Here is a 25975-nt window from a genome sequence, read left to right as displayed (position 1 = left end):
TTCCTCCAGTTATTCCGCGGCATCGCGCGGCTGTACCTTCCAGGCGCCGGCGGCGGGCCGCTTCAGCCCGAGATTTTCCCGCAGCGTCTTGCCGCGATAGTCCTTCTGGAACAGGCCGCGGCGCTGCAATTCCGGTACGATATGCTGCACGAAATCGGCGTAGGAGCCGGGCACATAGGTCGCGGCGATGACGAACCCGTCGCAGCCGCGCTCGACGAACATTTCTTCCAGCCTGTCCGCGATCTCCTTGGGGCCGCCGACCATCGCGTCATGAACCTGGCCGCGGCCGGAGAAGGTGACGAAGTCGCGCGCGCTCGGATTGCTCTTTCCGGAGTTCTTGAGCACGCCGTCGCGGATGCCCAAAATGCCCTGCATGCTCTTCAACTCGTCCGTCGTCAGCGGCTCGTCGAGATCCTTGGACGCGAAATCATAGTTGAGCGCTTCCGCGAGCAGCGACAGCGCGTCGATCTCGAGCGGCAGTTTGTTGATCAGCGCCATCTTGTCCTCGGCCTCGGCCTTCGTCGCGGCGCAGACCGGGGTCGTCAAATTGCAGAGGAACATCTGGTCGGGATCGCGGCCGGCTTTCGCGGCCTCGTTGCGCACGGCGGCATAGCCTTCCTTGGCGCCCTGGAGATTGCGTGCTGCCGTGAAGATCACTTCGCCCCATCGGCCGGCAAAGCGCTGGCCGCGGCCCGACGCGCCGGCCTGGATGATGACAGGATGGCCCTGGTCCGAGCGCGGTACGGTGAACGGCCCGCGCGACTTGAAGGCCGGTCCCTTGTGATCGAGCCGCTTCACCTTGCTCGGATCGGCAAAGCGGCCGCTCTTTTTGTCCATGATGAGCGCGCCGTCCTCCCAGGTGTCCCAATGGCCGAGCACGACCTCCATGAACTCGTCGGCCTTGTCGTAGCGGGAGTCGTGTTCGGGATGGGAGTCCCGGCCCATATTCAGCGCCTCGCCGTCATTGAGCGAGGTCACGACGTTCCAGCCCGCGCGCCCGCCGGACATCAGGTCGAGCGTCGCGTAGCGGCGGGCAACGTCGAACGGCTCGTAATAGGTGGTCGAGCAGGTTGCTCCCAGGCCGAGCTTGTCGGTGACCATGCCCATCGTGGTCAGCACGATCAGCGGATCCATCTTCACGCAGCGGATACCGTATTCGACGGTATGGGCGTGATCGTTGCCGTAGCGATCGGGCATCGCCAGCCGATCGTCGAAGAACGCCATGTGGAACTTGCCGGCTTCGAGGATCCTGGCGATCTCCTGATAATAGTCCGCCGACATCGAATCGTCGCGCGAGTCCGGATGCCGCCACGAGCTCGGCAAATTCGTGCAGTTCTGCGCCTGGAGGAAACCGACAAGTACCATCTGCCGCGTCATGCTGCTGTTCTCCCAAATTCCGTCAGGCCAGATCGAGGACGGTACCGAGCCGGTACTCGTCCGCCAGCGCGCGCAGCTTCTCCCAGGTCGCATCCTCGATCTCGATGCCGTCGCGCAGGCGTTGCTGCTCGCGCAACCCCTCGATCTCGCCGGGATAGAACACGCCCTTGCTGCCTTCGGAGGGCGGCGTGGATTTCAGATAGTGCGCGAATTCGGTGACCTCGCGTTTGAAATCCTTCAGCGGTCGGAACGCGGCGACGTTGAACACCGCCATGAAGCAGCCGTCATTGTGACGTCCCGTCGGTTCGACGCCGAAGCCGAGACCGGTGAGCAGGCCGCACAGCACCTCGACCATCGCGGCGAGGCCGCTGCCCTTGTAGCCTTCGGTGCCGCCGAGCGGCAGCAGCGCGCCGCCCTTGCGATATTGCGTGGGGTCGGTGGTGTGCCGTCCCTCGGCATCGATGATCCATCCCGTCGGAATCTCCTCGCCGCGGGCGACCGCGAGCTGGACCTTACCGGCCGCAACCGCCGAGGTTGCCATGTCCAGATAGAACGGCGCGCCGAGATCGGACGGCACCGCGATCGAGATCGGGTTGGTGCCGAGCCGCGCCTCTTTGCCGCCGAACGGCGCCACGTGCTTCGGCGAGCGGCCGGAATCCGCCGTCGCAATCCCGATCATGCCTTCGCGCATCGCCATCAACGGATAGGCGGCGAGGCGGCCGACATGACTTTGCCGGAACACGGTGCAGGCGGCGACGTTGGCCGTCTTCGCCTTCTCGATCGTCAGCGCCATCGCCTTGGCGTTGACGTGAAAGCCGAACCCCCACTGGCCGTCGATCACGGTCGTGGTCGACGATTCCTGGACGATGGACCATTTGGCGCCGGGAACGATGTGGCCTGCCTTGATGCGATCGATGTAGGTCGGAACCGCGATCACGCCGTGGGAGTCATGGCCGGCGAGATTGGCGTTGACGCAGCCGACGGCCACTGCATCGGCCTCTTCCTCGGAAGCGCCGGCGGCGCGGAGCAGTGCTGCGCTGATGCGCGTGAGGCGGTCGGCCTTGACGATGGGCATGGCGTTTCCCCGGCATGTGCCCTTAACGGGCTCATTGTTGTGAGCCATCGTCTCAAAGCGCGGGAGCGATATCAATCTCCCGTAAACCAATACAGGGCTGCAAATTCGCAAAGAGAGCGCGCCTTTGGTCGAAGATTCCTCCCGTGCGGCGGCATTCCCGACAGTTTTGCGCCTGCCGTTCGCAGCTCGTTCACTTTGATCGAGGGTTTGCAGCGCGCAATAACGACCACTTAGGCGGTCGCCGTTCATAAAGCACCCGGGAGAAATAGGCAGAAATGCCCGGGAGTTGAGATCGTGCAGACGACCCTCGCGCGCACCTTTGCAGCGTTGAGCGCCATCAACGAAGCGATCCTCTACGCGAAATCGCCGGACGAGCTGTACCAGAAGGTCTGCGACGCCGGGTTTTCGAGCGGGGACTTTTTGGCTGTTGCCGTGTTCCTGATAGGACCGGATGGCCGGCGATTGCAGTTTGCGGCCGGCTGTGGCGATGACATTTCGCGGCTGCGCTCCATCGTGATTACGACGGAAGCCGGCACGCCCGAAGGGGCGGGCGTTGGCGGCGAAGCATTTCGCGATCAGAAGCTGTGCGTCAGCAACGACTATCTGAACGATCCGCGTTCTCTGGCGTGGCGCGCGGGTGCGGCAACAGCCCAGATCGGCGCTGCTGCGGCGCTGCCGCTGCTCTGCAACGGCAAAAGCGTCGGCGTGCTGTACGTGACCCGCAGGGAAGCCAACTCGCTGAGCGAGCAGATGGTGTCGCTGTTCGAGCGCATGTCGGCCAACATTTCCTATGTACTGGAGATTTTCGCGCGCGAGACTGCACGGCAGGCCGGTGAGCGGGCGATGCGCCGGCTCAACCGCATGTTCGGTGCCATCAGCGCGACCAACGAGGCGATCCTGCGCGCCAAGTCCGAGCAGGAGCTGTACCAGCTCGTGTGCGACGCCTCCGTGCACGGCGGCAAGTCGCTGGCGACCATCGTCCTGCTCCGCGAACCGGACTCGCACTGGATGACTCCGGTCGCGTCCACGGGAGAGAATCTCGAACTGGTGACCCAGGCGCGCTACTCGATCGATCCGGAGAATCCTTACGGCAGGGGCATCTCCGGTGAGGTGTTCCGGACGCAGAAGGCCATCGTCGAGGACGATCTCGCCAGCCGCACCAGGGGAACGCCGTGGGAGCAGGCCAACGTCAACACCGGCGTCGCCGCCTGCGTGGTCGCGCCGCTGATCAGGCACGGTGAAAGTGTCGGCGTGCTCCTGTTCTTCATCAGCCGCTCCTGGGCCGAGGACGAGGAGATCGTCGCGCTCCTCCTGCGCATGGCGGAGAACGTCTCGTTCGCGCTCGAGAATTTCGGGCGCGAGGCCGAGAAGGCCAGGATCGCCGCGGAAGAAGAACGTCTGGCGCGCATGTATGCGGCGCTCAGCGCCACCAACGAGGCGATCCTGCGCGCGCGGTCACGCTCCGAGCTGTTCGACCTCGTCTGCGAGGCGACGGCGAAGGGAGCCAAGTTCACCTCGGTCACCGTTGCGCTCGCCGATCATCGCGCCGAGCTGCTGCGTGTCGTCGCCTGTTACGGGCCGAATGCGGATCAGGTCCGTAATTTCAAGTTTTCCACGTCCGATGAGGTGCCCGAAGGGCGGGGACTGACGGGCACTGCGTTCCGCACCCGCCAGCCCGCGGTCAGCAACGACGTGCTCTCCGATGACCGCATTGCGCCGTGGCAGGCCAGCGCCCGCCGCAACGGGATTGCGTCCTCGGCGGCGTTGCCGCTGTTCAACGGCGACCGGGTCGAAGGCGTATTCCTGTTCAACTCGCCGGAGCGCGACACCTTCACGGACGAATTCGTCGAGTTGCTGCGCAAGCTCCAGGCCAATGTCGCCTTCGCGCTGGAGAATTTCGACCGCGCCGACGAGACGGCGAAGGCCGACAAGCAGCGCAATCGGTTGAGTGGCATGTTCGAGGCGCTGAGCGCCACGAACGAAGCCATCATGCGCGCCAAGACCCGCGAGGAGCTGTTCGAGGTTGCATGCCAGGCGGCCGTGCTCGGCGACGTCTTCGCATCGGCGACGATCGGCATCATGGACGAAAGCGGCGAGCTTGTTCGCGTCGTTGCGGTCAAGGGACGCCTCCAGGAGCGAATGTTCGGGCGTACATGCGTCGTCTCCGCCGACCATCCGGAGGGGCATGGAATTATCGGCACGTCACTACGGACCCGACGGCCGAGCGTCATCAACGACTATCTGAACGATCCGCGGTCGGCGCATTGGCACGCCAAGGCGACCGAAGACGGAACGCGGGCCGCTGCCAGCTTCCCGCTTCTGCGGGCGGGGCTGGAGCCGATCGGCATTCTGCTCTTCCTTGCACCGGAGGAAAATACGTTCACGCCCGACCTGGTCGAGCTGCTCGGACGTCTGGCCGAGAACGTCTCCTTTGCACTCGACAATTTCGATCGCGCCGAGGAGAAGGCCCGCACCGAGGCGCAGAAGGAGCGCCTGACACGCATGTTCGCGGCACTGAGTGCCACCAATGAGGCGATCATGCGGGCGAAGTCGCGCGCCGAGCTGTTCGATCTCGTTTGCCTCGCGGCATCGAACGGCGCCAAGTTCACCTCGACCACGATCGCGCTGGCCCGCGCCGGCAGCGACCAGCTCGAGATCGTGAGCGCGGCGGGGCCGTCTGCCGAGACGACGCGCAACGTCCGTCTTTCCATCGACCCGGAGCGCCCGGAGGGGCGCGGGATGAGCGGAACCGCCTTCCGCACGCGCCAGCCCTGCATCAGTAACGACTACCGCAACGACGACCGCGTCAGCGCTTTCCAAGCCATCGTCCAGGGCGACGGTGCGCGCTCCGGCGCCGCGTTCCCGCTGATCACGCACGACCAGCCCGTCGGCGTCATGATCTACATGTCGACCGAGCAGGAGACTTTCACGGCCGAGTTCGTCGAGCTGTTGCAGCGCCTCGCCGACAACGTCTCCTTTGCGATGGAGAATTTCGATCGCGCCGACGAGAAGAACGAGGCCGACGAGCGGATCGAATACCTCGCCTCGCATGACAGCCTGACCGACCTGCCAAACCGCGAGACCTTCAACGGGCTGTTGCGGGAGGCGATCGACGAAGCCCAGCGCCACGATCACCGTTTCGCGGTGCTGTTCATCGATCTCGACCGCTTCAAGGTCATCAACGATTCGCTCGGCCATGAGGCCGGCGATCTGCTCCTGCTCGAGGTGGCGAACCGGCTGCGCGGTGTGCTGCGGGCAACCGACGTGGTCGCACGCCTCGGCGGCGACGAGTTCGTGGTGATCCTCGACCAGTGCGGCGAGATCGACGACGTCCAGCGCATCGCGACCGCGCTGCTCGCGGCGCTCGCCGAGCCGATGGAGCTGGCCGGCCACGAGTGCCACACCACGGCGTCGATCGGCATCGCGATGTATCCGGCCAACGGCTCCGACGTGCAGACGCTGACCAAGAACGCCGATATGGCGATGTATCTCGCCAAGGAAGACGGCAAGAACGGCTATCGCTTCTTCTCCAAGGAGGTGAAGACGCAGTCGATCGAGCGGCTGTCGCTCGAGAGCGCGCTGCGCCGGGCGCTGGAGCGCGAGCAGTTCTCGCTGAACTACCAGCCCAAGGTCGACATGGAGACCGGCCAGATCACCGGCGTGGAAGCGCTGCTGCGCTGGACGCACCCGGATCTCGGCAGCATCTCGCCGGCGCAGTTCATCCCGCTTGCGGAAGAGACCGGGCTGATCGTGCCGATCGGCCGCTGGGTGGTGAAGGAGGCCTGCGCGCAGGCCATGGCCTGGCAGCGCCGCGGCCTGTTGCCGGTATCGATGGCGGTCAATTTGTCGCCGCGCCAGTTTGTCGACGAGCATCTGTTGCAGGACGTCGACGAGGCGCTGGCCGCCAGCGGCATGTCGCCGGTGCTGCTCCAGCTGGAGGTCACCGAGAGCATGATGATGCGCAATGTCGGGCGCGCGCTGAAGGTTCTCGACGCTATCCAGAGCCGCGGCATCCGTCTCGCCATCGACGATTTCGGCACCGGCTATTCGTCGATGTCGCTGATGAAGCATTTCCCGATCGACACCATCAAGATCGACCGCTCCTTCGTGCGCGACCTGCCGCAGGATTCGGAGGACCAGGCGATCGCGCAGGCGATCATCAGCATGGGCAAGGCACTCGGCATGACCGTGGTCGCCGAAGGCGTCGAGAATGCCGAGCAGGAGGCGTTCCTGCGCACCCATGGCTGCGACGAGATGCAGGGCTTCCTGATCTCCAAGCCGGTGCCCGCGCGCGAGATGGCCGAGCTGCTGCGGCCGATGGTCTTGCCTGTCGCGCCGCCGCTCCAGCCGGAGCCGGACTATGCCGCCGAACAGGCCGCGGCGTTACGGCTGAAACGCGCTGTCATCTGACGGCTGCGGGTGCAGCTCGCGGACCTCGTGATCCCCGCCCTCGGCCTTGCTCGGAAAATCCTGCGGCCCCGTCAGCGACGTCTGCTCGACGAACAGCGCGAGGATCGTGCGCGCGCCTTCAGCGAAGCTTGTTCCTTCGCCGAGTCCGAGTTCGGCGCACCATGCGCCGCTCATCGGTTCATGGTCGTCGAACACCGCCATGGCCGGCCCCCACCACCAGGCAGGTGCGGGCGAGCGCTCGCCCGCGGGCACGATCTGCCAGCGGGCAAACTCTTCCATCACGCGCTCGAATTCCAGGCGTACAGCCTGATGCATGGGATCTTCCCTGGGGTCCGCGCCTGATGACGGGCCGACGCGCGGAACTGATCGTGGTCCTGGCACTCGGAGAAAATCGGCTCGCGCAATCGGCGGAGCCACGCAAGGCCGGCATCATCGCCGGGATGCGGGAACAAGCGGCCGCCGGACCAAGGCCGGCGCCGACAGTGAAGACCCATACTAGCCGTTCAGGCACCCGGCCGGCAAGGCGCGGGCGCGCCGATTGCTTAACGCGACCTGAGCGGATGCGCCTTCTGGTGCCAGGCCCAGGCGGTCCGGATGACCGAGGCGAGGTCGGAATGGCGCGGCACGAAGTTCAGCACTTTTCGCGCGGCGGAGGCATCGGCGACCAGATAGGTGGGATCGCCGGCGCGGCGCGGCTTCATGGTGTGCGGCACCTCGCGCCCGGTCTCCTGCCTGATGGCGTTCAGGATCTCGCGGACCGAAAAGCCGGAGCCGGTGCCGAGATTGAAGCTGCCGCCGGCATGTCCCGTTTCCAGGAGCTTCAGCGCAGCGACATGCGCCGCGGCGAGGTCGGTGACGTGGATGTAGTCGCGGATCGCGGTGCCGTCGGGCGTGTCGTAATCGTCGCCGAACACGGCGAAGTCGACATGGCCCTGCAGCGCCATCATGGCACGCGGAATGAGATGCGTTTCGTTGTCACGCAACTCGCCGATGCCGCCGGCCGGGTCGGCGCCGCTGGCGTTGAAATAGCGCAGGCAGAAGGCGCCGAACCCGTAGGCTGCGCGATAATCGGCGAGTATGCGCTCGATCATCCATTTCGACGCGCCGTAGGGATTGATCGGTGCGCAGGGGAAGTCCTCCGGCAGCTCCTTGGAATCGGCGTTGCCGTAGACGGCGCCGGTCGAGGAGAACACGATGCGATGGCAGCCCGCGTTGCGCATCGCCTGCAGCAGCGACAGCGTGCCCTGCACGTTGTTGATGTAGTATTTCTGCGGATCGGTCATGGACTCGCCGACGAGGCTTGCCGCCGCGAAATGCATCACCGCAGTGACCTTGTGGTCGGCGAAGGCGCGCGCCAGCGCGGCGCCGTCGAGCAGATCGCCGGTCACCAGCGGGCCGGCGACGAAGCTGCGATGACCTGTCGAGAGATTGTCATAAACGACGGGCTGATAGCCGGCGGCAGACAGTGCACGGCAGGCATGCGAGCCAATATAGCCCGCGCCCCCTGTGACGAGGACGGTCGGTCGGTCGGTCATGTCGTCTCTTACTCTTCTCTCAGCGATTTGAAGGTCGTTTGCGGCTGAAGAGAAGATAGAGCGCGCGGGGGTTGGTGGTCAAATAGCGCCAGAACAGACGGCGCGGCTCGAGCCAGGTGCGCCAGGCCCATTCGAGTCCGATGTTCTGCATCCATTGCGGTGCGCGGGACCGGCTGCCCGATAAAAAGTTGAACAATCCGCCGGATGTCTTGATAACGCCAACATTGGTCAGCAGCGGCGTGTATTCCTCGACGAATGCCTGCTCGTTGGGCACGCCGAGTGCAACCCAGAGGTAATCCGGCGCGAGCGCGTTGATCTCCTCGACTTTGGCGCGCAGGGCGTCGCCGCGCAGATAACCGTGGCTGTAGCCGACGATCTTGAGGTTTGGGTACATCCTCCGGACGTTCTCGACCGCAGCGGCGTTCTCGGCCTCGCTGGCGCCGAACATGTAGAAGGTGCGGCCGATCGCTTCTGCCTTGCGCGCGACGACGTGGAACAGGTCCGTGGTGGCGACGCGCTCGGGCAGCGGAAACCAGGATTGCAGTTTTGAGGCCGCCACCAGCGGCTGCCCGTCTGCATTGATGAGGTCGGCGCCGCGGAACAGGCGTTCGGTCTCCGGCTCGGTCGAGCAGCGCGCCAGCACCTCGCCATTGGCCGAGGTCAGATGCAGCGGACGGCCGATGCGATGCCTGGGATCGGTGGCCTCGATCATGAAATCGGCGGTGGCTTCCAGGTCGAGCGCGGCCATGCGGAGGCCGCCGATGGTGATCCGCGGCACGTCGGCAGTTGCAGCCCGTCCGTCCAGATTGACGCGGCGCTCAAGCATATTGTCTGCCTCGCTGGCGCGCTTGGGTTGCGGGGGTGAGTTCGTCGAGCACGACGCCGACGAGCTTGCGCTCGGCGCGGCCGAGCGTGTTCAGGATTTCTTCGAGGCCGTCGTTGATGTCGAGGCTGGTCGGCAGCACGGCCACCAGCGCATCGGCATCGTCGAGCAGCTTGCGGCCGCCTGCGTCGAGCGGCGTCACGGGGCCGTCGAGGACAACGAGGTCATAGCCGCCGGCGGAGCGCGCCTGCTCGATGGCCTTGCGCATCGCCTCGGTCGCCTTGCCGGCATCGCTTTCGGCGGCGGGCAGCACCGAGATGCCGTTGACCGTCTTGATCTCGCGCGCGGCCTTGCTGCCGATCGAGAGCCAGCCGAGCCTGCTCGGCTCGCTCTTGCCGGGGCGGCTCACCGTGTTCGAGAGCGAGTGTGCCTGATGGTCGGCATCGATCATCAGCACGCGGGCGCCGTCGCGCGCGGCCGCGAGCGCGAAATTCAGCGCGGTGACGCTGCGCCCGGTGGTCTCGGCGGCGCCGACGAGCGCGATGACCGGCATCGCCTTGCCGCCCGCACGGCGGGCGACCGCGGTGCGCATGTCACGCCACGCATTGAGCAGCGTCGTCAGGGGAAAGCCGGGGCGCAGTGTCGGCCAGCCCAGCCGGGTGAGATCGACGCCGCCGCCGGTGGCGAGAATGGCGCCGAGCGTGTGAATGACGTCGGCCTCCTGGAGACGCGCGATCAGAGGCTTTCCGATCAGCGTATTTTCGTCCATCTCGGGCTGCAGCGATGGCGCGGCAAGTTCCGGCAAAACCTGCGCAACTTCCGGAGCGCGTGAAACTTGCGGGGGCGAAGCAATCTCCGGAGGCCGCGGCGGCTCTGGTGCGCGCGGAGCCTGTGCGCGCTCACGACGGGCCGGTGTCGGCGCAGCCGGCGCGGTCGCGCCGGTGGACAGCAACTCCGCCGCGACGAACCAGCTTGCCGCGGCGAGCGCGCCGAAAATGAAGCCGATCATGGCGAACATGCTCATCGCCGGCGGGAACGAGCGCCGCTGCGGCACCGTGGCTTCGCCGATGACGCGGGCCGCCGAGGTGTTCAGGGTCTCCTGCTCCTCGGTCTCGCGCGAGCGCTTGAGGAAGGACTGATAGACGTCGCGGCTGGCATCGGCCTCGCGCTCGAGCTCGCGCAGACGCACGGCGGCCTGGCTGAGCTGGACGCTCTGCCGCTTCTGCGCTTCCAGCGCCCGGTTGAGCGAGGCTTCGAAGTCGCGGGCGCGCGTCAGATCGTTCTTGGCAGACTGGGCGAAGCGATCGATCTCTTCGTTGATGGTGCGCTTGAGATCCTCGACCTGCTTCTCGGTCTGGCGCAGCGCCGGATGGCGCGGGCCGAGCTCGCCGGCCTGCTCCGCATATTTCTTGCGGGCATCGGCATATTGCGCGCGCAAATTCGCGATGGTCGGCGATTGCAGCGCCTCGGGGATCGCGCCGGCATCCGCAGCGGTGCGGCGGCTCGCCTCGATCTGGTCGAGCCGCGCCTGTGCATCCATCGTCGCCGCGCGGGCGGCGGAGAGCCGCTGGTTGCTGGCGGAGAGCTGCTGGTCGCTGATCAGTGCATCCTGGGTGCCGACGAAATTGTTCTGGGCCTTGTAGGTCGCAAGCGCGGTCTCGGCGCTGCGCAGCCGCTCGCGCAGCTCCTTGAGGCGGCCGGAGAGATCGTTGGTGGCGCGCCGTGCGGCCGAAGCCTGCGAGTTGCGGGATTCCGCGAGATAGGCGCTGGTCAGCGTGTTGGCGAGCATCGCCGCCTTTGCGGGATCGGTCGACCAGACCTCGATGTCGACGATGAAGCTCTTCTCGGTCTTGCGGATGGTGATGTGCCTGTTCAGCGCGTCGAGCGCCGCAAGCTGCACTTCCTTCTTCTCCGCGGCGGAGGGCGCGGGGGGCTGAAGGCCGATCAGGCCGAGCAGCGACGACATCAGGCTCCTCGCATCGCCGCCGCCGAATTCGGGATCCTTGTCGAGGCCGGCCTGCTGGATCACCTGGAGCAGCACGCTGTTGGAGGTGATCAGCCGCGCCTGGCTCTCCACCACCATCGCCATTCCGGAGACGTCCTGCGCGCGCGGCGTGAGCTCGCGATCGACGAGCTGAAGCTCGCGCGGGTCGACATAGAGCTGTGCCGTGGCGGTGTAGCGGGGCGTCAGGCTCTTGCCGACGGTAACGGCGAGCGTCGCACCGAGCAGGGCGGCAGCGGCGATCGCGACCTTCCGCCGCCAGAGCAGATTGACGAGCTCCAGCACATTGAAGCCGGCCTGTGTCCCCTGTCGCGGGGTCTCCGGTCCGGCCCGATCGATCGGCTGGTTATAGTCAAGCATGATCCCCAGCTTTCATTCCAACTGCCGCAGGCTGAGGGGTTACTCTTCGCTCTACGCCACGCACCCGGGATATAGGTGCCCAATCAACGCAACAGGGAAAATTAACCATACTCAGTGAGGGACTATTCACTGAAATGGCAAACAAAGCGTTTAAGCCCAGGCCGTCATTTGCCGCGTCTTCGTGCCGCTTTGGTGTCACCACGAGCCCCAGTGCTTAACGGTTCGTTACGATACTAGCCAAGCGGTGTGCGCGCCACGGGGACCTGCTGAACTTCTCTATCTGACTCTGGCGGGAATTTTGAAGCACGTCGCGGCGATTCCAGATGGAGGATTCCGCGACGAAGTAAAATAGACATTAACGCGCGATTGGACTCTGGATCGTCGCAAGGCTTGTGTGGATCTGGTTGCCAAGATCGTTGAAGAGCGGATCAACTGTTTCCGCAATTCGGTTTGCGATTCGCCCGCGTTCGTGCCTGCCTATTCGTCGTCGCGGAACCGCTTGACGACTGCAGCAGGGTTTCCGGCGACGACCACGCGCGGGGCAACGTCCTCACGCACCACCGTTCCGGCGCCCACGACTGAGTGGTCGCCGATCGTCACCCCCTTGAGCACGATCGAGCGCGCGCCCACCCACACGTTGTGCCCGATCTTCACCGGCGCGATGGCCTGAGCAACCGCAGGCTCGTGCCGAAGCCGCGGCGGGAGATTGTGAAAGTCCGTGTCGACGACGTCGCAGTCGCTGATCAAGCAGAACGAACCGATCTCGACCTTCTGTTCGCAGCCGATCCAGCAACCATTGAGAAAAGTGTCATTGCCGACCGTCACCTGGCCGCGCCCGGTGATGAGCACGCGCTTGCCGATCCGGCAGTTCGCACCGATCGACACCCGGACTCCGCGGCCGAGAACCAGCCGACCCTTGAACACGATCCCCGGTCCGAGCTGGAGTCGGCGCCCGTACCGCACCGTCAGCCAGGCGCGCCGGCAAGCGAACAACAGGAGCGCGCCGGCCCGCAGCGCCGGGTTCTCGATCTTGCGCACCACGTTCGTTCCTGACCCTTGCGGCGCCTCTCATGCCGTGCCGAGCCCTAGCATCCGCGCGTAAAAATGCGGTGAAGAACGACGTCGCGCCCCGGCGCGCCCGCCGTCGATGGGTGATGGACTGTAAATTGCAGTACCACGCGTGCAGGAGTTCGCAGGAAAGCGCGTGAAAGGGTTAAGCATGATAACGCGCGTCCCAGCGAGGACATTGGTGTCGCGGAGCAGTTTGAGTTCCGGAGCAGGCCGTTCATTTTGCGACGTATCTGTCCCGCGCCGACGTGTCGTCCTGGGACAATGGACGCAAGGTTTTTTCAACATGTCTCAGCCATCTAGAAGGCCATGACCCTGATCCCGACAGATTTGTCCGCCAGGCGGATCTCGGATGCCGTGCGCGACTCCAATCGGGAGATCGCCGCGAGTTCGCGCGTCATTGATCTCTCGGTCGGAATCGTCGTCTGCATTCCCTGTTTCCGCCGCCCCGACCATCTCCGGCTGACACTGGATTCGCTTGTCGGTCAGCGCACCACGCGCTCCTTCGCGGTGGTCATGGTCGAGAACGATGCGGCAGGACGCGCGAGCGCTCCGGTCGCTGCGGAATATCTCGCCGCCGGCAAGCTGCAGGGTATCTGTCTGGTCGAGAAGCGGCAGGGCAATTGCCAGGCGATCAACGCCGCGTTCGAGACGGGCCAGGCGGTGTTTCCCGCCGCGACCCGCTTCCTGATGATCGACGACGACGAGATCGCTTCGCCCGATTGGCTCGAGCTGATGATCCGTGCCGCGGAGGCGACCGGTGCCGACGTGGTCGGCGGACCGGTGCTGCCGGTGTTCGACGACGACAGCCAACCCTGGCTCGCGCTTCATCCCGTCTTCTGCCCCACTTACGATTACACCGGTGCGGTGCCGGTGATCTATGGCTGCGGCAATTGCCTGATCACGCGCGCGGCGTTCGAGAGGCTCGGCAGTCCGGCTTTCGATCTTCGCTTCAATTTCCTTGGCGGCGGAGATTGCGATTTCTTCTACCGCGGCCGCCATGCCGGAATGACTTTCCACTGGACCGCGGAAGCCGTCATCACCGAGACCGTGCCGCAGAACCGCACCAGTCTCGGCTGGATTGCCAGACGGAGCCTCCGCCTCGGGGTGATCAACTATCGCGTGCGGTCCAAAGCCACGCAGGGTTTAGGCGCGCGGGCGGGTTTGTTGGCGCAGACCCTGGGACGGCTGCCACTGTCGCTGATGCGCTCGGCTCGCCTGCTGATGTCATCGAAAGCGATCGTTGCGATGCACCCGACGTTGGTGGCCGTCGGTTCTGCTCTCGCCGCATTCGGCTACGATCCGAAGCCCTATGAGGCCTCGAAGATCGTTTCCTGACGGCCTAGATCCCGAACCGTGCGAGGGCTGTCCTCGCTGCGGCGCGCGGCAGCGCCTTGAGCGAGCGCCGGCCGACCATCCCGAGATAGCCGAAGGCGTCGCGATATCGGCCGAAGCGGACTGCCTGCATCGCCGAATAGGTGACGAGATGAATCTCGGCGGCGAGACGCAGCCCGGCCGCCGTGCCCTCGGGCAGCCTCGCCAGGATCAGTCCGTCGTCGAACACCCGCGCGATCGCCGGGAAGAAGTCCTTCGGCGTCCGCACCGCCGCGTTCATGGTGTTGGCGGTGTGCAGGCGATAATCGAGCAGAAGCTTTGGCGCGAACTCGAATTCGCCGATCGCGGCGAGGCGGCACCAGCAATGCCAGTCCTCGCAATATCGAAGCGAGGTGTCGAAGCCGCCGATGGCGCGGAAAGCCTCCGCACGTGCGAGCGCGATGCCGCCATTGACGATGAAATTGCCGGCCGCGAGCCGCGCCAGCACATCGCCGGACGGCTTGCGGCGTCCCTTCAGCAGGCCCCGCCGGCCGATCTGCCGTCCCTCGCTGTCGATCGTGTTGTAGTCGCCGTAGACGAGAACCGCGCGCGGAGCCCCGCGGGCCGCGGCGAGCAGCGCGGACACCGCGCCGGGGCGCAGGCGGTCGTCGGCATCGAGGAAAAGCAGCCACTCGCCGTTCGCATGCCGCGCGCCGAGATTGCGCGCCGCCGATACGCCGGCGGAGTCGTTGGTCATCAGGCGTAGCCGCGGGTCACGAATGGCGCGGACGATGGCCGTGGTGTTGTCGCTCGAGCCGTCGTCCACGACGATCACTTCGCTCACCTCGCCTTGCGCCAATGCACTGGCGAGGGTTTCGCCGACATAGGCCGCAACGTTCTTGGCGGGAATGACGACGGACACCGAATTGGTCGAGCTCGCCGGCAGCGGCGGGCGCACCGCCGGAACGATGCGTGTGGTGGCCGGTAAATCGAGAACGTCTTCGGCAGTGATCAGAGCCACGGCTCGCCTTTAAGGATCTGTTAACCAGGGCCATCCGCCGAATTGGCAATGCGATGGATCGCGACCTTGCGAATGATACCCGCATTACAGCCAAATCGTTGCCGCGAACGTCTGCGCGACTTTGGTTTCGTCAATTAGCGTTAAGCCAGTGGCATTAAGCCTGTGGCAAATTTGGAAGAGTGCGACAGCCGGTCCCATGCGAGAATGCGGACCTGATTGCCGCGGATGGATTCAGTGCCCGCAACGACCTCCAGACACGACCCCGATGCCATCGTCCTCAACCTCTTCTACGAGGACAAGGACGATCGCTGGTTTCCCGGCGACCGGCATCTGCGACGCATGGCGCGCCGGATGCTGCTCGGCGAACCGCGCATGAGCGGGCAGCTTCGCGTGTTCCTCAATCTCTGTGCGGGGCTCGACCGGCTCGGCATCCGCTACCGCGTCAACGACTACGGCCACATCGCGCAGCATCCCGAGGAACTGGCCTGCATCATCGGTCGCACCTTCCTGCTCGACAAGTTCGCGTGGAAGAATCCGATCCTGCTCGGCGTCGCCGCCCACAATCATCCGCTCGACGATCCTGATCTGTTCAAGCGCCTGCCGGTGAAGAAGGTCGTGGTGCCCGGCCCCTGGTATGTCGACATGTACCGGCCGTACTGGCCGGACACGGAGGCCTGGCCGATCGGCATCGACACGGATCTCTGGGCGCCGTCTGCGCCGTCGCAAAAGACCGTCGACGTCCTGATCTACGACAAGGTCCATTGGGACCGCGAGCGCTTTGCGTCGGAACTGATCGAGCCTGTTCGCGCCCGCCTTCGCAAGGAAGGCCGCTCGTTCACGGAGCTGCGCTACGGCAGCTACAAGGAACAAGACTATCAGGCCGCGCTCGCGCATTCGCGCGTGATGATCTTCCTGTGCCAGAACGAGAGCCAGGGCATCGCATATCAGCAGGCTCTGTCCTGCGGCGTGCCGGTGTTCGCCTGGGATCCCGGCGGCCCGTGGCGGGACCCCGATTATTATCCGCACCGCGTCCAGTTCGCCCCGGTGTCGTCGGTGCCGTATTGGGACGAGCGCTGCGGCGCCAAATTCCCCGACATCGCCGGGTTCGAGGCGGGCTGGGACGATTTCTGGGGCGGGTGCGCCGCCGGTGCGTTCGATCCGCGCGCCTTCGTGCTCGACAATCTCACGCTGGAGCAGCGCGCGCTGCAATATTACGAGATCGCGCTGAGCATCATGCGAGCGGAAGGCGGTGATGTCGCAGGCCTCCGGCACGTTGGTTGACGAATGCTTAACGGGGATGGGCTAAGACCTCGGATTTTCCGGCTTCACCATCAGCCTCGAGCCATGGATCGCAGCGCCACTGACATCGCCGACGTCGAGGCCCGATCGCTCGGTCACGTTCTGCACGACGGGCTTGCCGGGCTCAATGCCGTGCGGGCGGCGCGCTGCGTCGTCGCGGTTGCGGCGCTGCTGCTGGTGATGGTCACGCTCAGTCCGTTTCCCGACTTGCGCAGCGAGGAAGTGACCATCGTCGTCGGCGGACGAATGGCGCTCGACTATGTCTCCTGGGGCCTTCTGGCTGCGGTCGCGGTGCTGTTCGTCGCCGCCACCGACGCACCCGCGCTGAAAACCCTGGTGACCCCGCTGCATCTCTGCCTCGTCGGTTGGCTGCTGATCAACATCGTCTTCTCCGAGAGCCGCGGCGTCTCGATGCAGCGCTTCGTGCTCGCGGCCAGCGTGACCTCGCTCGCCATGTTGTTGCCGCTGCTGCCGCCGACGCAGCGCAGCTTCAACCGGTGTGTCGGCATCGCCGCGCTCGCGCTGTTGGTGCTGTGCTATCTCGGCGTCTTCCTCGCGCCGCAATATTCGATTCACACCGCGCTTGACGTCACCGAGCCGCAGCTCGCCGGTGACTGGCGCGGCAGCTTTGGCCACAAGAACGTCGCCTCGCCCGTGATGACCATCCTGGTCTATGTCGGAATCTACCTGTCCGCCGTCGGCTCGTTCGTGATGGGCCCGGCGATCGCCGCGCTTGCCGGCATCTTCCTGATCTTCACCGGCGGCAAGACGTCATCGGTGCTGTGCCTTGCGATCTACGCGCTCGCCTCGCTGGTCTATGTGACGCGGAGCCTGTGGCTGAAGCGGGCCATCTGCTTCGTGCCGCTGATCGTGATGAACCTGCTGACGGTCGGCAGCGTCCTGAGCCCGGCGCTCGGGGCCATGACGCGCCTGCTTCCGCTCGATCCGACCTTCACCGGCCGGTCCGACGTCTGGCAGTTGGCGCTCGCGGCCGTCGCCGAGAAGCCGGTCATCGGCCATGGCTATGCGGCCTTCTGGGACGACGCGACCGCGCGGCAAACTGCCCAGGGCGCCGAATGGGCGACGAGCGCGGCGCACAGCCACAACAGCTATCTCGAACTCGCGGTCACCATCGGCCTGCCGGGGCTGGCGCTCGTGATCCTCGTCTTCGTGCTCGCGCCGCTGGTCGATTTCCAGTCGGCCCAGGCTCACAGTCGCAGCGGTGCGCTGGCGAAGCTGTTCCTCACCATATGGCTGTTCGGCCTTTATTACGGGACCACCGAGACCTTCCTGCTCGAACGGCAGAATGCGATCTGGTTCATGTTCGCGCTCGCGGTGGCCGGCCTGCATTTCCTGGCCAGGTTCCAATGCGTCGAACATGCGGAACCCGATCGCTGACAGCTTGTCGCAGCCGGAGCGGCGATGGTGGCATCGGCTTAACGATAAGCGGTGACGTCACTTGTGGTCTGCGGCAAAACATAATCTATCTGGAAACATTCAGTAATCGTATGTCCCCGGGGATGACGTTTCTCAGCGTCGAGCAGCCAGATGGTCTTGTGTCCAGCACGTCGGGAATCGCTGTCGATTTCGTGCGTGACTGGCGGCAGGCTGCGTCGCGCCTGAGCGCCGGCCATCGTACCGCGTTCCAGCATGCTCACTGGTTAGGGGCCTGGTACGAGGCGTTCCACGATGTTGCGCCGCTGATTGCACTGATCTCCGATGCCGCGACCGGCAAGGACATCGCGATGGTGCCGATGATCAGTCACGTCAGGCGCGGCATCCGCATCGTCGAGTTTGCCGACCTCGGCGTTTCCGACAACAACGCGCCGATCCTGGCGCTCGATGCCGCGTTGGATGCGGCGGCGACCGATGCGGTCAACAAGGCGCTGGTCGACGCCTTGCGCGCGCTGCCCGACCGTTTCGACCTGCTGCGCCTGAAGAAGATGCCGGCCCATGTCGGCGGCAAGCCGAACCCGCTGGCGTCGCTCGGCCGGATCGGATCCTCTTCGCTCAATGGCAATCTGGTGCTGATGGGCGACGCCTACGAAGACTACCAGGCCTCGATCAAGCGCATGCAGATGCCGCGCTCCTGGCGTGTCTTCAATCGTCACGCCGGCGCGCGTTTCGAGATTGCCATGGACGTCGCGCGTGCGCATGAACTTCTGGATGTGATGGATGTCCAGCAGCAGGCGCGGATGCGAAAGCTCGGCTCGCGCTTCGTCCTCAACGACGACGCCCATGCCCGGTTTTATCGCGAGGTCGCCCGCCAGGGTATTGCGGAAGGTTATGCCGTCATCTCGGCGCTGGTGTGCGACGAGGCCGTCGTCGCCACCACGCTCGGCGTCAGGTTCGGCGCGACCTATTTCCTCCTGCGAATCAGCCACGCTGGCGATTCCTGGTCGCGCTGCTCGCCGGGGCTGCTCGTGACCGAGCGCACCATGGCGGCGCTGCATGCGGAGGGCGTGCGCCGTTTCGATCTCAGCATCGGAAACCAGGACTACAAGCGTCGCTTCGGCGCCGAGCCGGTGCCGCTGACCGATGTCAGCATCGCGCTGTCCTGGCGCGGTGCTCCCTATGCTTGGCGCGACCATGCGGCGCAGGCCCTGCGCCGCTATCCCCGGCTCGCCGCGGTCGCGACCCCGGCGATACGCAAGTTGCGCTGACAGAGGCCTCCGCCCGTCATCTCGAAAGGCCCGCACTGAACGCATCAAGCAGCGCGCGGCCCTGCGACCAGTCACTGATCCCGCTCGAGGCGTTGATGTGGCCGAGCGCGCCCAGCACGATCAGACCGGACTGCCAGACGCGGGCGCGCTGCCGCGTTAGCTCGAGCCCGCCATAGGGATCGTTCGTGCTGGCGATGACGAGCGACGGGAAACGCAGCGCTCGGTCCGGGACCGGCCTGAACGCGGCGGCCTCCGCGGGGAAATTGGCGCCATCGGGATCGGGGACAGCGACCAGAAACGCGCCCGCGATCGCGGATGGGAAACGTGTGGCCCAGTGCGCGACCAGCAGGCAAGCGAGGCTATGCGCCACAAGCACAGGCGGCTTCGCGCAGCGTCCGACCGCCCGCTCCAGGGATTGCTCCCAGTCGTCGAGTTCGGGCTGGTCCCAGCTCGTCGGCTGAAATCGCGAGAAGCGCGCGTCGCTGCGTTCCCAGATCGTCTGCCAATGGGTGTCGCCGGAGCCGCCGAGGCCGGGCAAGGTGATGATGTCGTGCATGATCGTCCCGTGATATCTGAGATGGAGGCGCAGTGTGGCCGGTCCGGGCGCTGCGTCACATGGCAGATCATCGGTGGAATGGATCATCTGCCGATGATCTCAAGGCGGAATGGAGAATTTTGTTGGATCGCTTCGGAAGCATCGACGCCAAGGACCTGAAGATCCTGGAAGCTCTGCAAGCCAATGCGCGCGTGCCGCTGTCCGAGCTCGGCCGTTCCGTCGGATTGTCCCAGCCGGCGGTCTCCGAGCGCGTCAAGCGGCTGGAGGAAGCCGGGATCATCGAAGGCTACGGCGCCCGGATCAATCCGCGCGCCCTCGGGCTCGGCCTGATGGCACTGGTGCGCCTGCGCACCACGCATGAGCACATCAAGACCTGTCTCAAGCGGTTCGCGGAGATTCCCCACATCGTCGAGGTCCATCGCGTGACCGGCGATGACTGCTTCGTGCTGAAAGTGCTCGTCCCGGCGCCGGAAGATCTGGAGACGATCGTGGATCGCATCGCCGGATTCGGTGCGGTCACGACCTCGCTGGTGCTGCGGAGCGAGCCGGTGCGGCCAATCGGGCGGGACCTCGTCAAGAGGAAGACCGAGCGAAGTTGAGCGGTGGTCCGCGCAGTCGGCAAGTCATCGCACTGACACAAAATGCGCGACGGCGCTGTGCTTCCAATTCTCGCGGACGTTGTGTTACGGTCGCGTCCGCTCCGGAGGCGACATGGAAGATCGTTCGGCGAAATATCGCGCATTCTATGCGCAGTTGCTCTGCGCTGCGGCCAAGACGACGGATCCCCGTATCGAGCAGGCCTTTCGCACCGTCAGGCGCGAGCCCTTCGCCGGACCCGGGCCGTGGTCGATCTCCGTCGGTGGCCATCCCTATGTCGTGACGCCCGACGATGATCCCGCCTTCCTCTATCAAAATACGCTTCTGGCGCTGGACCCGACGCGCAACCTCAATATCGGGATGCCCGGCGCGCACGCCTATTGGCTCAGCGGCTGTGGCGTGAGGGAAGGCGAGACGGTGATCCAGATCGGCGCCGGCAGCGGATATTACACGGCCATCCTCGCCGAGCTCACGGGCCCCTCGGGTCGTGTCCACGCCTATGAGATCGACGAGCGCCTGGCGGCACTCGCGCGCGAAAATCTGAAGGACGTTGCCCATGTCGCGCTGGAAGATCGCTCAGGCATCGCGTCCGATTTGCCCGCTGCTGACGTGATCTACGTCTGTGCGGGCGCGGCGCAGCCGGCCACCGAATGGCTCGAGGCGCTGCGGCCCGGCGGGCGGCTGGTGTTTCCGCTGGCGCCGGAGGGCATGCTCGGTGGCATGTTGATGATCACGCGTCCGAACGAAGGGCCGATCTGGCCGGCGAAATTCCTCAGCCGCGCCCAGTTCATCGGCTGCGCGGGATTGCAGGATGCCGATGCCGCCCGACGATTGGCCGACGCGTTCGCGAAGGGATGGGAGAGCGTGCAGTCGCTGCGGAGAGAAGTCGCTCCGGACGAGACGTGCTGGTTTGCCGGTGAGGGCTGGTGGCTTTCGACGGCGGCGGCACCTGCGCCGGTCATCAGCATCCCGCCGCACGCGGACATCACGCAGGCCTGAGGTCAGGCGCCGCGCATCACGATCCCTTGCAGCCCGCACAGTGGAATCGGCCGCGCGAGGCGCGGAACAGGCTGCGGCAATACCAGCGCCGCGCCAGCGCCTGCGCGGGCCTGCGGATCATCTGCGCGATCAGGAGGAGCTCAAAAGCCATATCAATTAAATGGGGCGGCATCCCCGAATGAGAATGCCGCCCACATCGCATCAGCCATGCAGCTTCTTTGCGGTCTCCGCGATCTGGCGCCCCTGGTAGCGCGCGCCGGCGAGCTCATTGGCGCTGGGCTGGCGGCTCCCGTTGCCGGCAGTGATCGTGGTCGCGCCATAGGGCGCGCCGCCCGTGACCTCTTCGACGCCCATCTGGCCCGAAAAGCCGTAGTTCAGTCCGACCACCACCATGCCGAAATGCAAGAGGTTGGTGATGATCGAGAACAGCGTCGTCTCCTGGCCGCCATGCTGGGTCGCGCTTGCGGTGAAGGCGCCGCCGACCTTGCCGTGCAGCGCGCCCTTGGCCCAGAGCCCGCCGGCCTGATCGAGGAAGTTCGCCATTTGCGAGGCCATGCGGCCGAAGCGGGTACCGGTGCCGACGATGATCGCGTCGTAGTTCGCGAGATCCTCGATCTTGGCGACGGGGGCGGCCTGGTCGACCTTGTAATAGGACGCCTTCGCGACCTCGGCCGGCACCAGCTCGGGCACGCGCTTGATGTCGACGGTCACGCCGGCCTCGCGCGCGCCCTCGGCGACGGCATTGGCCATCGCCTCGATGTGGCCGTAGGCGGAATAATAGAGGACGAGAACTTTGGTCATGGTGGTCTCCGTTGAATGATGAGTTGAGTTTTTCTGTTTGAGCGGCGCTTACGCCGCGTCGACGAGCACGAGCTCGGTATCTTCCAGCGCCGTGATCTGCAGCCTGTCCTCGTCGCGGATCGCGGCGCCGTCGCGGGCATTGACGCGCACGCCGTTGATCTCGACCGAGCCTGCCGCAGGCACGAGGTAGAGGTGCCGCGACTTCTGCGGCGCGTACTCCGCGCTCTCGCCGGCCTTCAGCGTGGTGGCGAGCACCCGCGCATCGGCGCGGATCGGCAGCGCGTCGGTATCACCTTCGATCCCGCTCGCGATGGTGACGAGCTTGCCCGAGCGGTCCGACTTGGGGAACGGCTTCGAGCCCCAGGTCGGTTGTCCGCCGCGCGCGGTCGGCTCGATCCAGATCTGGAAGATCCGCGTCTGCGTCGGTTCGAGATTGTATTCGGAGTGGCGGATGCCACTGCCGGCGCTCATCACCTGCACGTCGCCCGCTTCGGTGCGGCCTTCGTTGCCGAGGCTGTCCTGATGGGTGATCGCGCCTTCGCGCACATAGGTGATGATTTCCATGTTGGCGTGGGGATGGGCGGGAAAGCCGGTGTTCGGCGCGATCTCGTCGTCGTTCCACACTCGCAGCGCACCGTGACCCATGTTGTTCGGGTCGTAATGGCCAGCGAAGGAGAAATGATGCCTGGCCTTGAGCCAGCCGTGATCGGCGCCGCCGAGCTTGTCGAAAGGTCTGAGTTCGATCATCTGCGTAATCCTTGTTGGAGCGGTCGGCGCCTGGATCAGGCGCCGAACCCGCCGTCGACGTTGAGCACGGTGCCGGTGACGAAGGAGGCTTCCGGGCTGGCGAGGAAGACGACGCCGGCGGCGACTTCCTCGGGGCGGCCGAAGCGTTGCAGCGCGTGCTGCTTGCGCTGGGTCTCGGCGAACTCGCCGCCGTCCTTCGGGTTCATGTCGGTGTCGATCGAGCCGGGCTGCACCACGTTCACCGTGATGCCGCGCGGGCCGAGGTCGCGTGCCGCGCCCTTGGTGTAGCCGACCACGGCCGCCTTGGTGGCGACGTAGTCGGCAAGGCCGGGGAACGAGGCGCGGTCGGCCAGCATCGAGCCGACGGTGACGATGCGGCCGCCTTCACCCATCAAGTGCGAGGCCGCGCGGATCGCCGCGATCACGCCATGCACGTTGATCTGGTCCTGGCGGGCGAGCGCATCGGTGTCGGCATTGGCATCGTCGATCGAACCGCCATTGGCGACACCCGCATTGTTGACGAGGATGTCGAGATGGCCGAACTCCTTCGCGACGTCGTTGACGAGTTGCGTCACGTCCTTGGCCGAGGCCTGATCGGCCTTGAAGGCGCGCGCCTTGACGCCGCGGGTCTTCAGGTCTTCGACGACCGCTTCGGCCTTGTCGGGCGAAGCGACATAGCTGATGGCGACGTCCGCGCCTTCATCGGCGAGAGCCCGGGCAGAGGCCGCGCCGATGCCGCGAGAGCCGCCGGTGACGAGGGCAACCTTGCCTGAGAGCTTCTTGGTCATTGGATTTCTCCATTCCTGAATTTCTGATGACCCTTGGATAAGCCTCCGCCTGTGGTATAGAAATAGAAACTGTTGAAACGTATTGTTTCCCAAAATACCCCGATTGGACCGGCTCCCATGGCAAAACTCCCCGATTTCGAGGCGCTCGCGATTTTCGCAAAAGTCGTGGAATTACGGTCGTTTGCGGGGGCCGCGAGCGAGCTCGCGATGTCCAAGGCAACGGTCTCCAAGGCGGTCACGCGGCTGGAGGAGCGGCTCGGCGCCCGGCTGTTCAACCGCACCTCGCGTCGCCTCGCGCTGACCGACGCCGGGCACAAGCTCGCGGATCGCGCGACGCGTCTGCTCGTCGACGGCGAGGCGGCCGAGAACGAGGCGCTGGCGCAATCGGTGGCGCCGCGCGGCCTGGTGCGGCTCGCCGTGCCCATGACGTTCGGGATCAAGGCGGTGGCGCCGCTGCTGCCGGAATTTTTCGAGACCTATCCCGAGGTCTCGGTCGATCTGCATTTGAGCGATGCGACCGTCGATCTGATCGGCGAAGGCTTTGACATGGCGGTGCGGATCGCGCGGCTGCCGGACTCCTCGCTGATCGCGCGGCGGCTCTTCACCATGCCGCGCTTCACGGTGGCCGCGCCGTCCTACCTCAAGCGCCATGGGCGGCCGACGCATCCGATGCATCTCGCCGAACACAAATGCTTCAGCTACGCCTATCTCTCCACGCCCAATGTCTGGCACTACACCAATTCGGCCGGCGAGCAGGCGAGCGTCCGTCCGGGCGGACAGCTTCGCGTCAACAACGGCGAAGCGGTGATGCCGGCACTGATCGCCGGTCTCGGCATCGCCGAGCTGCCCGAGTTCATCGTCGGTGAAGCGATTTCATCCGGCGAGGTCGAAGTGATCCTGAAAGACTGGAAGCAGGCCGAAGGCGCCGTGCACCTCGTCACCCCGCCCGGCGGCCCGCGCCCCGCGCGCGTCGAAGCACTCGGCGATTTTCTCGCGGCAAAATTGCCGGGCACGTGCAAGCGGCGCGCGCGCGGAAAAGCAAAGGCGACGTAGAGCGAGCAGTTTCAACGATCTCCGTCATTGCGAGGAGCGAAGCGACGAAGCAATCCAGAGTGTCTCCGCGGAGGTATTCTGGAATTCGACTACGACACCTTCACACCATCCCTGACGACAACGCGCAAGCTCGGCTTCAACGTCTCTTCCAGCCGCGACTTCAATTCGTGCACCCGCGGGTCGCTCGAGCGCTTCGCGCACACCGCATATTGATGGACCGATCGCGCGAGGGCGCGTCGCGCTTCCGGCGTTCGCGTCATTTCGGGCTTCGAAAGCCGCAGGACGATCGCGGCGAGATTCACCAGCATCTCGTCCAGGGCGACGTCGATGGTCGCTAGATTCCGCATCACGCACTCCCTCGAGTGGGCAACGGCGGGTTCACGGATGCGTTCCGGATGGGGCCGGACATGGTCAATGCTTCGTTAACGCCTTGTTCTTGCCGCGCGGCACGCTAGGCTGGCGAAACAAAAGAAAATCGGGGGTAGGAGGCCATGATGGATCGACGCGATCTCTTGCGTATCGCTGCGGCGTTGCCGTTGTTGCGGGCTGCATTGCCTGAGCCGGCCGTCGCGCAAACCTATCCGGTACGCAACGTCACCCTGATCGTGCCGTTTCCGGCCGGCGGTCAGGCTGATCTTGCCGCGCGTCCCGTCGCGATGGCGCTGGAACGGATCCTCGGCAAGCCCGTCATCGTCGACAACCGCGCCGGTGGCGGCGGCGGATCGGTCGGCAATGCCGCGGCGGCGCGCGCCGAGCCCGACGGCTACACGCTGCTGATGACGCTGTCCTCGCTCGCGGTGCTTCCCGAAGCCGACCGTCTGTTCGACCGGCCCGTCGCCTACGAAGTCTCGCAGTTCATGCCGATCGCGCGCGTGCTCGCCGATCCCACGCTGCTTGCGGTGCCGGCATCGGCGCCGTGGAAGACGGCGCAGGATTTTGTCGAGGACGCGAAGAAACGCCCGGGCCAGATCACTTATGGCTCGTCCGGGCCTTACGGGACGCTGCATGTCGCGATGGAGATGTTCGCGAGCAGCGCTGACATCAAATTGCTGCATGTGCCGTTCCGCGGCGCAGGCCCGGCGCTGACCGCGCTGCTCAGCGGCACCGTGCAGGCGATTGCGGCCGCGCCCGGCACGCTGAAGCCGCAGGTCGACGACGGCAAGCTGCGCGTGCTCGGCAATTGCGGCGCGCAGCGCATCGCGAGCTTTCCCGACGTGCCGACCTTCCAGGAGCTGGGCTACAAGGACGTCGAGATGTACATCTGGGCCGGGCTCTTTGCGCAGAGCTCTCTTCCTGCGCCGATCGCGACCCGCCTGCGCGAAGCGATGGCGCAGGTGATGACGAGCCCGGACGTGCTCAGATCGTTCGAGGCCTCGGGCAGTGTTGTCGCCTATCAGGACGCGCCGGCCTTCTCGGACTTCGTCGCGACCGACAGCGCGCGGCTGATCGCAGCGGTCAAGAAGATCGGCAAGGTGGAGTAGCGGTCA

At 65.5% G+C, this 25975-nt stretch carries 21 protein-coding genes and 1 pseudogene; 9 read left to right on the top strand and 13 right to left on the bottom strand.

What is annotated here, in order from left to right:
• Window positions 1–9: 9 nt before the first annotated feature.
• Window positions 10–1377, bottom strand: a complete 1368-nt coding sequence (locus NLM15_RS39685; RefSeq protein ID WP_254123387.1) for an LLM class flavin-dependent oxidoreductase — start codon at window positions 1375–1377, stop codon at window positions 10–12.
• Window positions 1378–1399: 22 nt separating this feature from the next.
• Entirely contained in the window at window positions 1400–2452 is a 1053-nt protein-coding gene (locus NLM15_RS39680) for an Ldh family oxidoreductase (RefSeq protein ID WP_254123386.1), read from the bottom strand.
• A gap of 294 nt (window positions 2453–2746) precedes the next feature.
• Between NLM15_RS39680 and NLM15_RS39675 the strand changes: the two genes are divergently transcribed.
• The gene (locus NLM15_RS39675; protein WP_254123385.1) at window positions 2747–6862 is read left to right on the top strand and encodes a GAF domain-containing protein; all 4116 of its coding nucleotides are present in this window, start codon (window positions 2747–2749) and stop codon (window positions 6860–6862) included.
• Here the strand turns inward: NLM15_RS39675 and NLM15_RS39670 are convergent.
• The 5 genes from NLM15_RS39670 to NLM15_RS43695 form a co-directional block, all read right to left on the bottom strand.
• Window positions 6836–7177, bottom strand: a complete 342-nt coding sequence (locus NLM15_RS39670; protein ID WP_254123384.1) for a hypothetical protein — start codon at window positions 7175–7177, stop codon at window positions 6836–6838. The two genes, NLM15_RS39675 and NLM15_RS39670, sit on opposite strands and share 27 nt — an antisense overlap.
• Window positions 7178–7404: 227 nt before the next feature.
• Entirely contained in the window at window positions 7405–8397 is a 993-nt protein-coding gene (gene galE, locus NLM15_RS39665; RefSeq protein ID WP_254123383.1) for a UDP-glucose 4-epimerase GalE, read from the bottom strand.
• A gap of 19 nt (window positions 8398–8416) precedes the next feature.
• Window positions 8417–9223, bottom strand: a complete 807-nt coding sequence (locus NLM15_RS39660; protein WP_254123382.1) for a WecB/TagA/CpsF family glycosyltransferase — start codon at window positions 9221–9223, stop codon at window positions 8417–8419.
• Window positions 9216–11582, bottom strand: a complete 2367-nt coding sequence (locus tag NLM15_RS39655; RefSeq protein ID WP_254123381.1) for an exopolysaccharide transport family protein — start codon at window positions 11580–11582, stop codon at window positions 9216–9218. The genes NLM15_RS39660 and NLM15_RS39655 overlap by 8 nt, the downstream gene beginning before the upstream one ends.
• 477 nt (window positions 11583–12059) lie before the next feature.
• Window positions 12060–12623, bottom strand: coding sequence for an acyltransferase (locus tag NLM15_RS43695; RefSeq protein ID WP_309144958.1), 564 nt, complete (start codon window positions 12621–12623; stop codon window positions 12060–12062).
• Between the two features lie 336 nt (window positions 12624–12959).
• Between NLM15_RS43695 and NLM15_RS39645 the strand changes: the two genes are divergently transcribed.
• The gene (locus NLM15_RS39645; protein ID WP_254123380.1) at window positions 12960–13988 is read left to right on the top strand and encodes a glycosyltransferase family 2 protein; all 1029 of its coding nucleotides are present in this window, start codon (window positions 12960–12962) and stop codon (window positions 13986–13988) included.
• A 4-nt stretch (window positions 13989–13992) separates the two neighbouring features.
• On the opposite strand, the gene NLM15_RS39640 is transcribed toward NLM15_RS39645, so the two are convergent.
• Window positions 13993–14979 (bottom strand): glycosyltransferase, encoded by a 987-nt coding sequence (locus NLM15_RS39640; RefSeq protein ID WP_254124659.1) that lies wholly within the window; start codon window positions 14977–14979, stop codon window positions 13993–13995.
• A gap of 240 nt (window positions 14980–15219) precedes the next feature.
• Here NLM15_RS39640 and NLM15_RS39635 point away from each other — a divergent pair.
• From NLM15_RS39635 to NLM15_RS39625, 3 genes and pseudogenes are all read left to right on the top strand, one after another.
• Window positions 15220–16291 (top strand): annotated as a pseudogene (locus tag NLM15_RS39635) (glycosyltransferase).
• 38 nt (window positions 16292–16329) lie between these two features.
• Complete coding sequence (locus NLM15_RS39630; RefSeq protein ID WP_254123378.1) at window positions 16330–17682, top strand: O-antigen ligase; 1353 nt, start codon at window positions 16330–16332, stop codon at window positions 17680–17682.
• Between the two features lie 122 nt (window positions 17683–17804).
• The gene (locus tag NLM15_RS39625) at window positions 17805–18947 is read left to right on the top strand and encodes a GNAT family N-acetyltransferase (RefSeq protein ID WP_254123377.1); all 1143 of its coding nucleotides are present in this window, start codon (window positions 17805–17807) and stop codon (window positions 18945–18947) included.
• Window positions 18948–18963: 16 nt separating this feature from the next.
• Here NLM15_RS39625 and NLM15_RS39620 read toward each other — a convergent pair whose 3' ends face one another.
• Window positions 18964–19503, bottom strand: coding sequence for an alpha/beta hydrolase (locus NLM15_RS39620; protein ID WP_254123376.1), 540 nt, complete (start codon window positions 19501–19503; stop codon window positions 18964–18966).
• A gap of 122 nt (window positions 19504–19625) precedes the next feature.
• On the opposite strand from NLM15_RS39620, the gene NLM15_RS39615 reads away from it, so the two are divergent.
• Both NLM15_RS39615 and NLM15_RS39610 read left to right on the top strand, forming a co-directional pair.
• A complete protein-coding gene (locus tag NLM15_RS39615) occupies window positions 19626–20102 on the top strand; it encodes an Lrp/AsnC family transcriptional regulator (RefSeq protein ID WP_254123375.1) in 477 nt (158 codons plus the stop codon).
• A gap of 112 nt (window positions 20103–20214) precedes the next feature.
• Complete coding sequence (locus NLM15_RS39610; protein ID WP_254123374.1) at window positions 20215–21099, top strand: protein-L-isoaspartate O-methyltransferase; 885 nt, start codon at window positions 20215–20217, stop codon at window positions 21097–21099.
• Between the two features lie 201 nt (window positions 21100–21300).
• Here NLM15_RS39610 and wrbA read toward each other — a convergent pair whose 3' ends face one another.
• Genes wrbA through NLM15_RS39595 form a run of 3 tightly spaced genes read right to left on the bottom strand, consistent with a single transcriptional unit; the run spans window position 21301 to window position 23435 of the window.
• Window positions 21301–21900: an NAD(P)H:quinone oxidoreductase gene (wrbA, locus tag NLM15_RS39605; RefSeq protein WP_254123373.1), complete on the bottom strand. Its 600-nt coding sequence runs from the start codon at window positions 21898–21900 to the stop codon at window positions 21301–21303.
• 48 nt (window positions 21901–21948) lie between these two features.
• Window positions 21949–22647 (bottom strand): pirin family protein, encoded by a 699-nt coding sequence (locus NLM15_RS39600; RefSeq protein WP_254123372.1) that lies wholly within the window; start codon window positions 22645–22647, stop codon window positions 21949–21951.
• Between the two features lie 35 nt (window positions 22648–22682).
• Window positions 22683–23435: an SDR family NAD(P)-dependent oxidoreductase gene (locus NLM15_RS39595; RefSeq protein ID WP_254123371.1), complete on the bottom strand. Its 753-nt coding sequence runs from the start codon at window positions 23433–23435 to the stop codon at window positions 22683–22685.
• 117 nt (window positions 23436–23552) lie between these two features.
• Here NLM15_RS39595 and NLM15_RS39590 point away from each other — a divergent pair, with 117 nt between their 5' ends.
• A complete protein-coding gene (locus NLM15_RS39590) occupies window positions 23553–24488 on the top strand; it encodes a LysR family transcriptional regulator (RefSeq protein WP_254123370.1) in 936 nt (311 codons plus the stop codon).
• A gap of 89 nt (window positions 24489–24577) precedes the next feature.
• Here the strand turns inward: NLM15_RS39590 and NLM15_RS39585 are convergent, their stop codons facing one another.
• On the bottom strand, window positions 24578–24835 hold the full coding sequence (locus NLM15_RS39585) for a hypothetical protein (RefSeq protein ID WP_254123369.1): 258 nt from the start codon (window positions 24833–24835) through the stop codon (window positions 24578–24580).
• A 147-nt stretch (window positions 24836–24982) separates the two neighbouring features.
• Between NLM15_RS39585 and NLM15_RS39580 the strand changes: the two genes are divergently transcribed.
• Entirely contained in the window at window positions 24983–25969 is a 987-nt protein-coding gene (locus NLM15_RS39580; RefSeq protein ID WP_254123368.1) for a tripartite tricarboxylate transporter substrate binding protein, read from the top strand.
• The last annotated feature ends 6 nt before the right edge of the window (window positions 25970–25975 follow it).

The sequence above is a fragment of the Bradyrhizobium sp. CCGB20 genome (genome assembly GCF_024199855.1).
Classification (GTDB): Bacteria; Pseudomonadota; Alphaproteobacteria; order Rhizobiales; family Xanthobacteraceae; genus Bradyrhizobium.
Note: the sequence above shows the minus strand (reverse complement) of the source record. Positions and strands in the feature narration are given on the sequence as shown.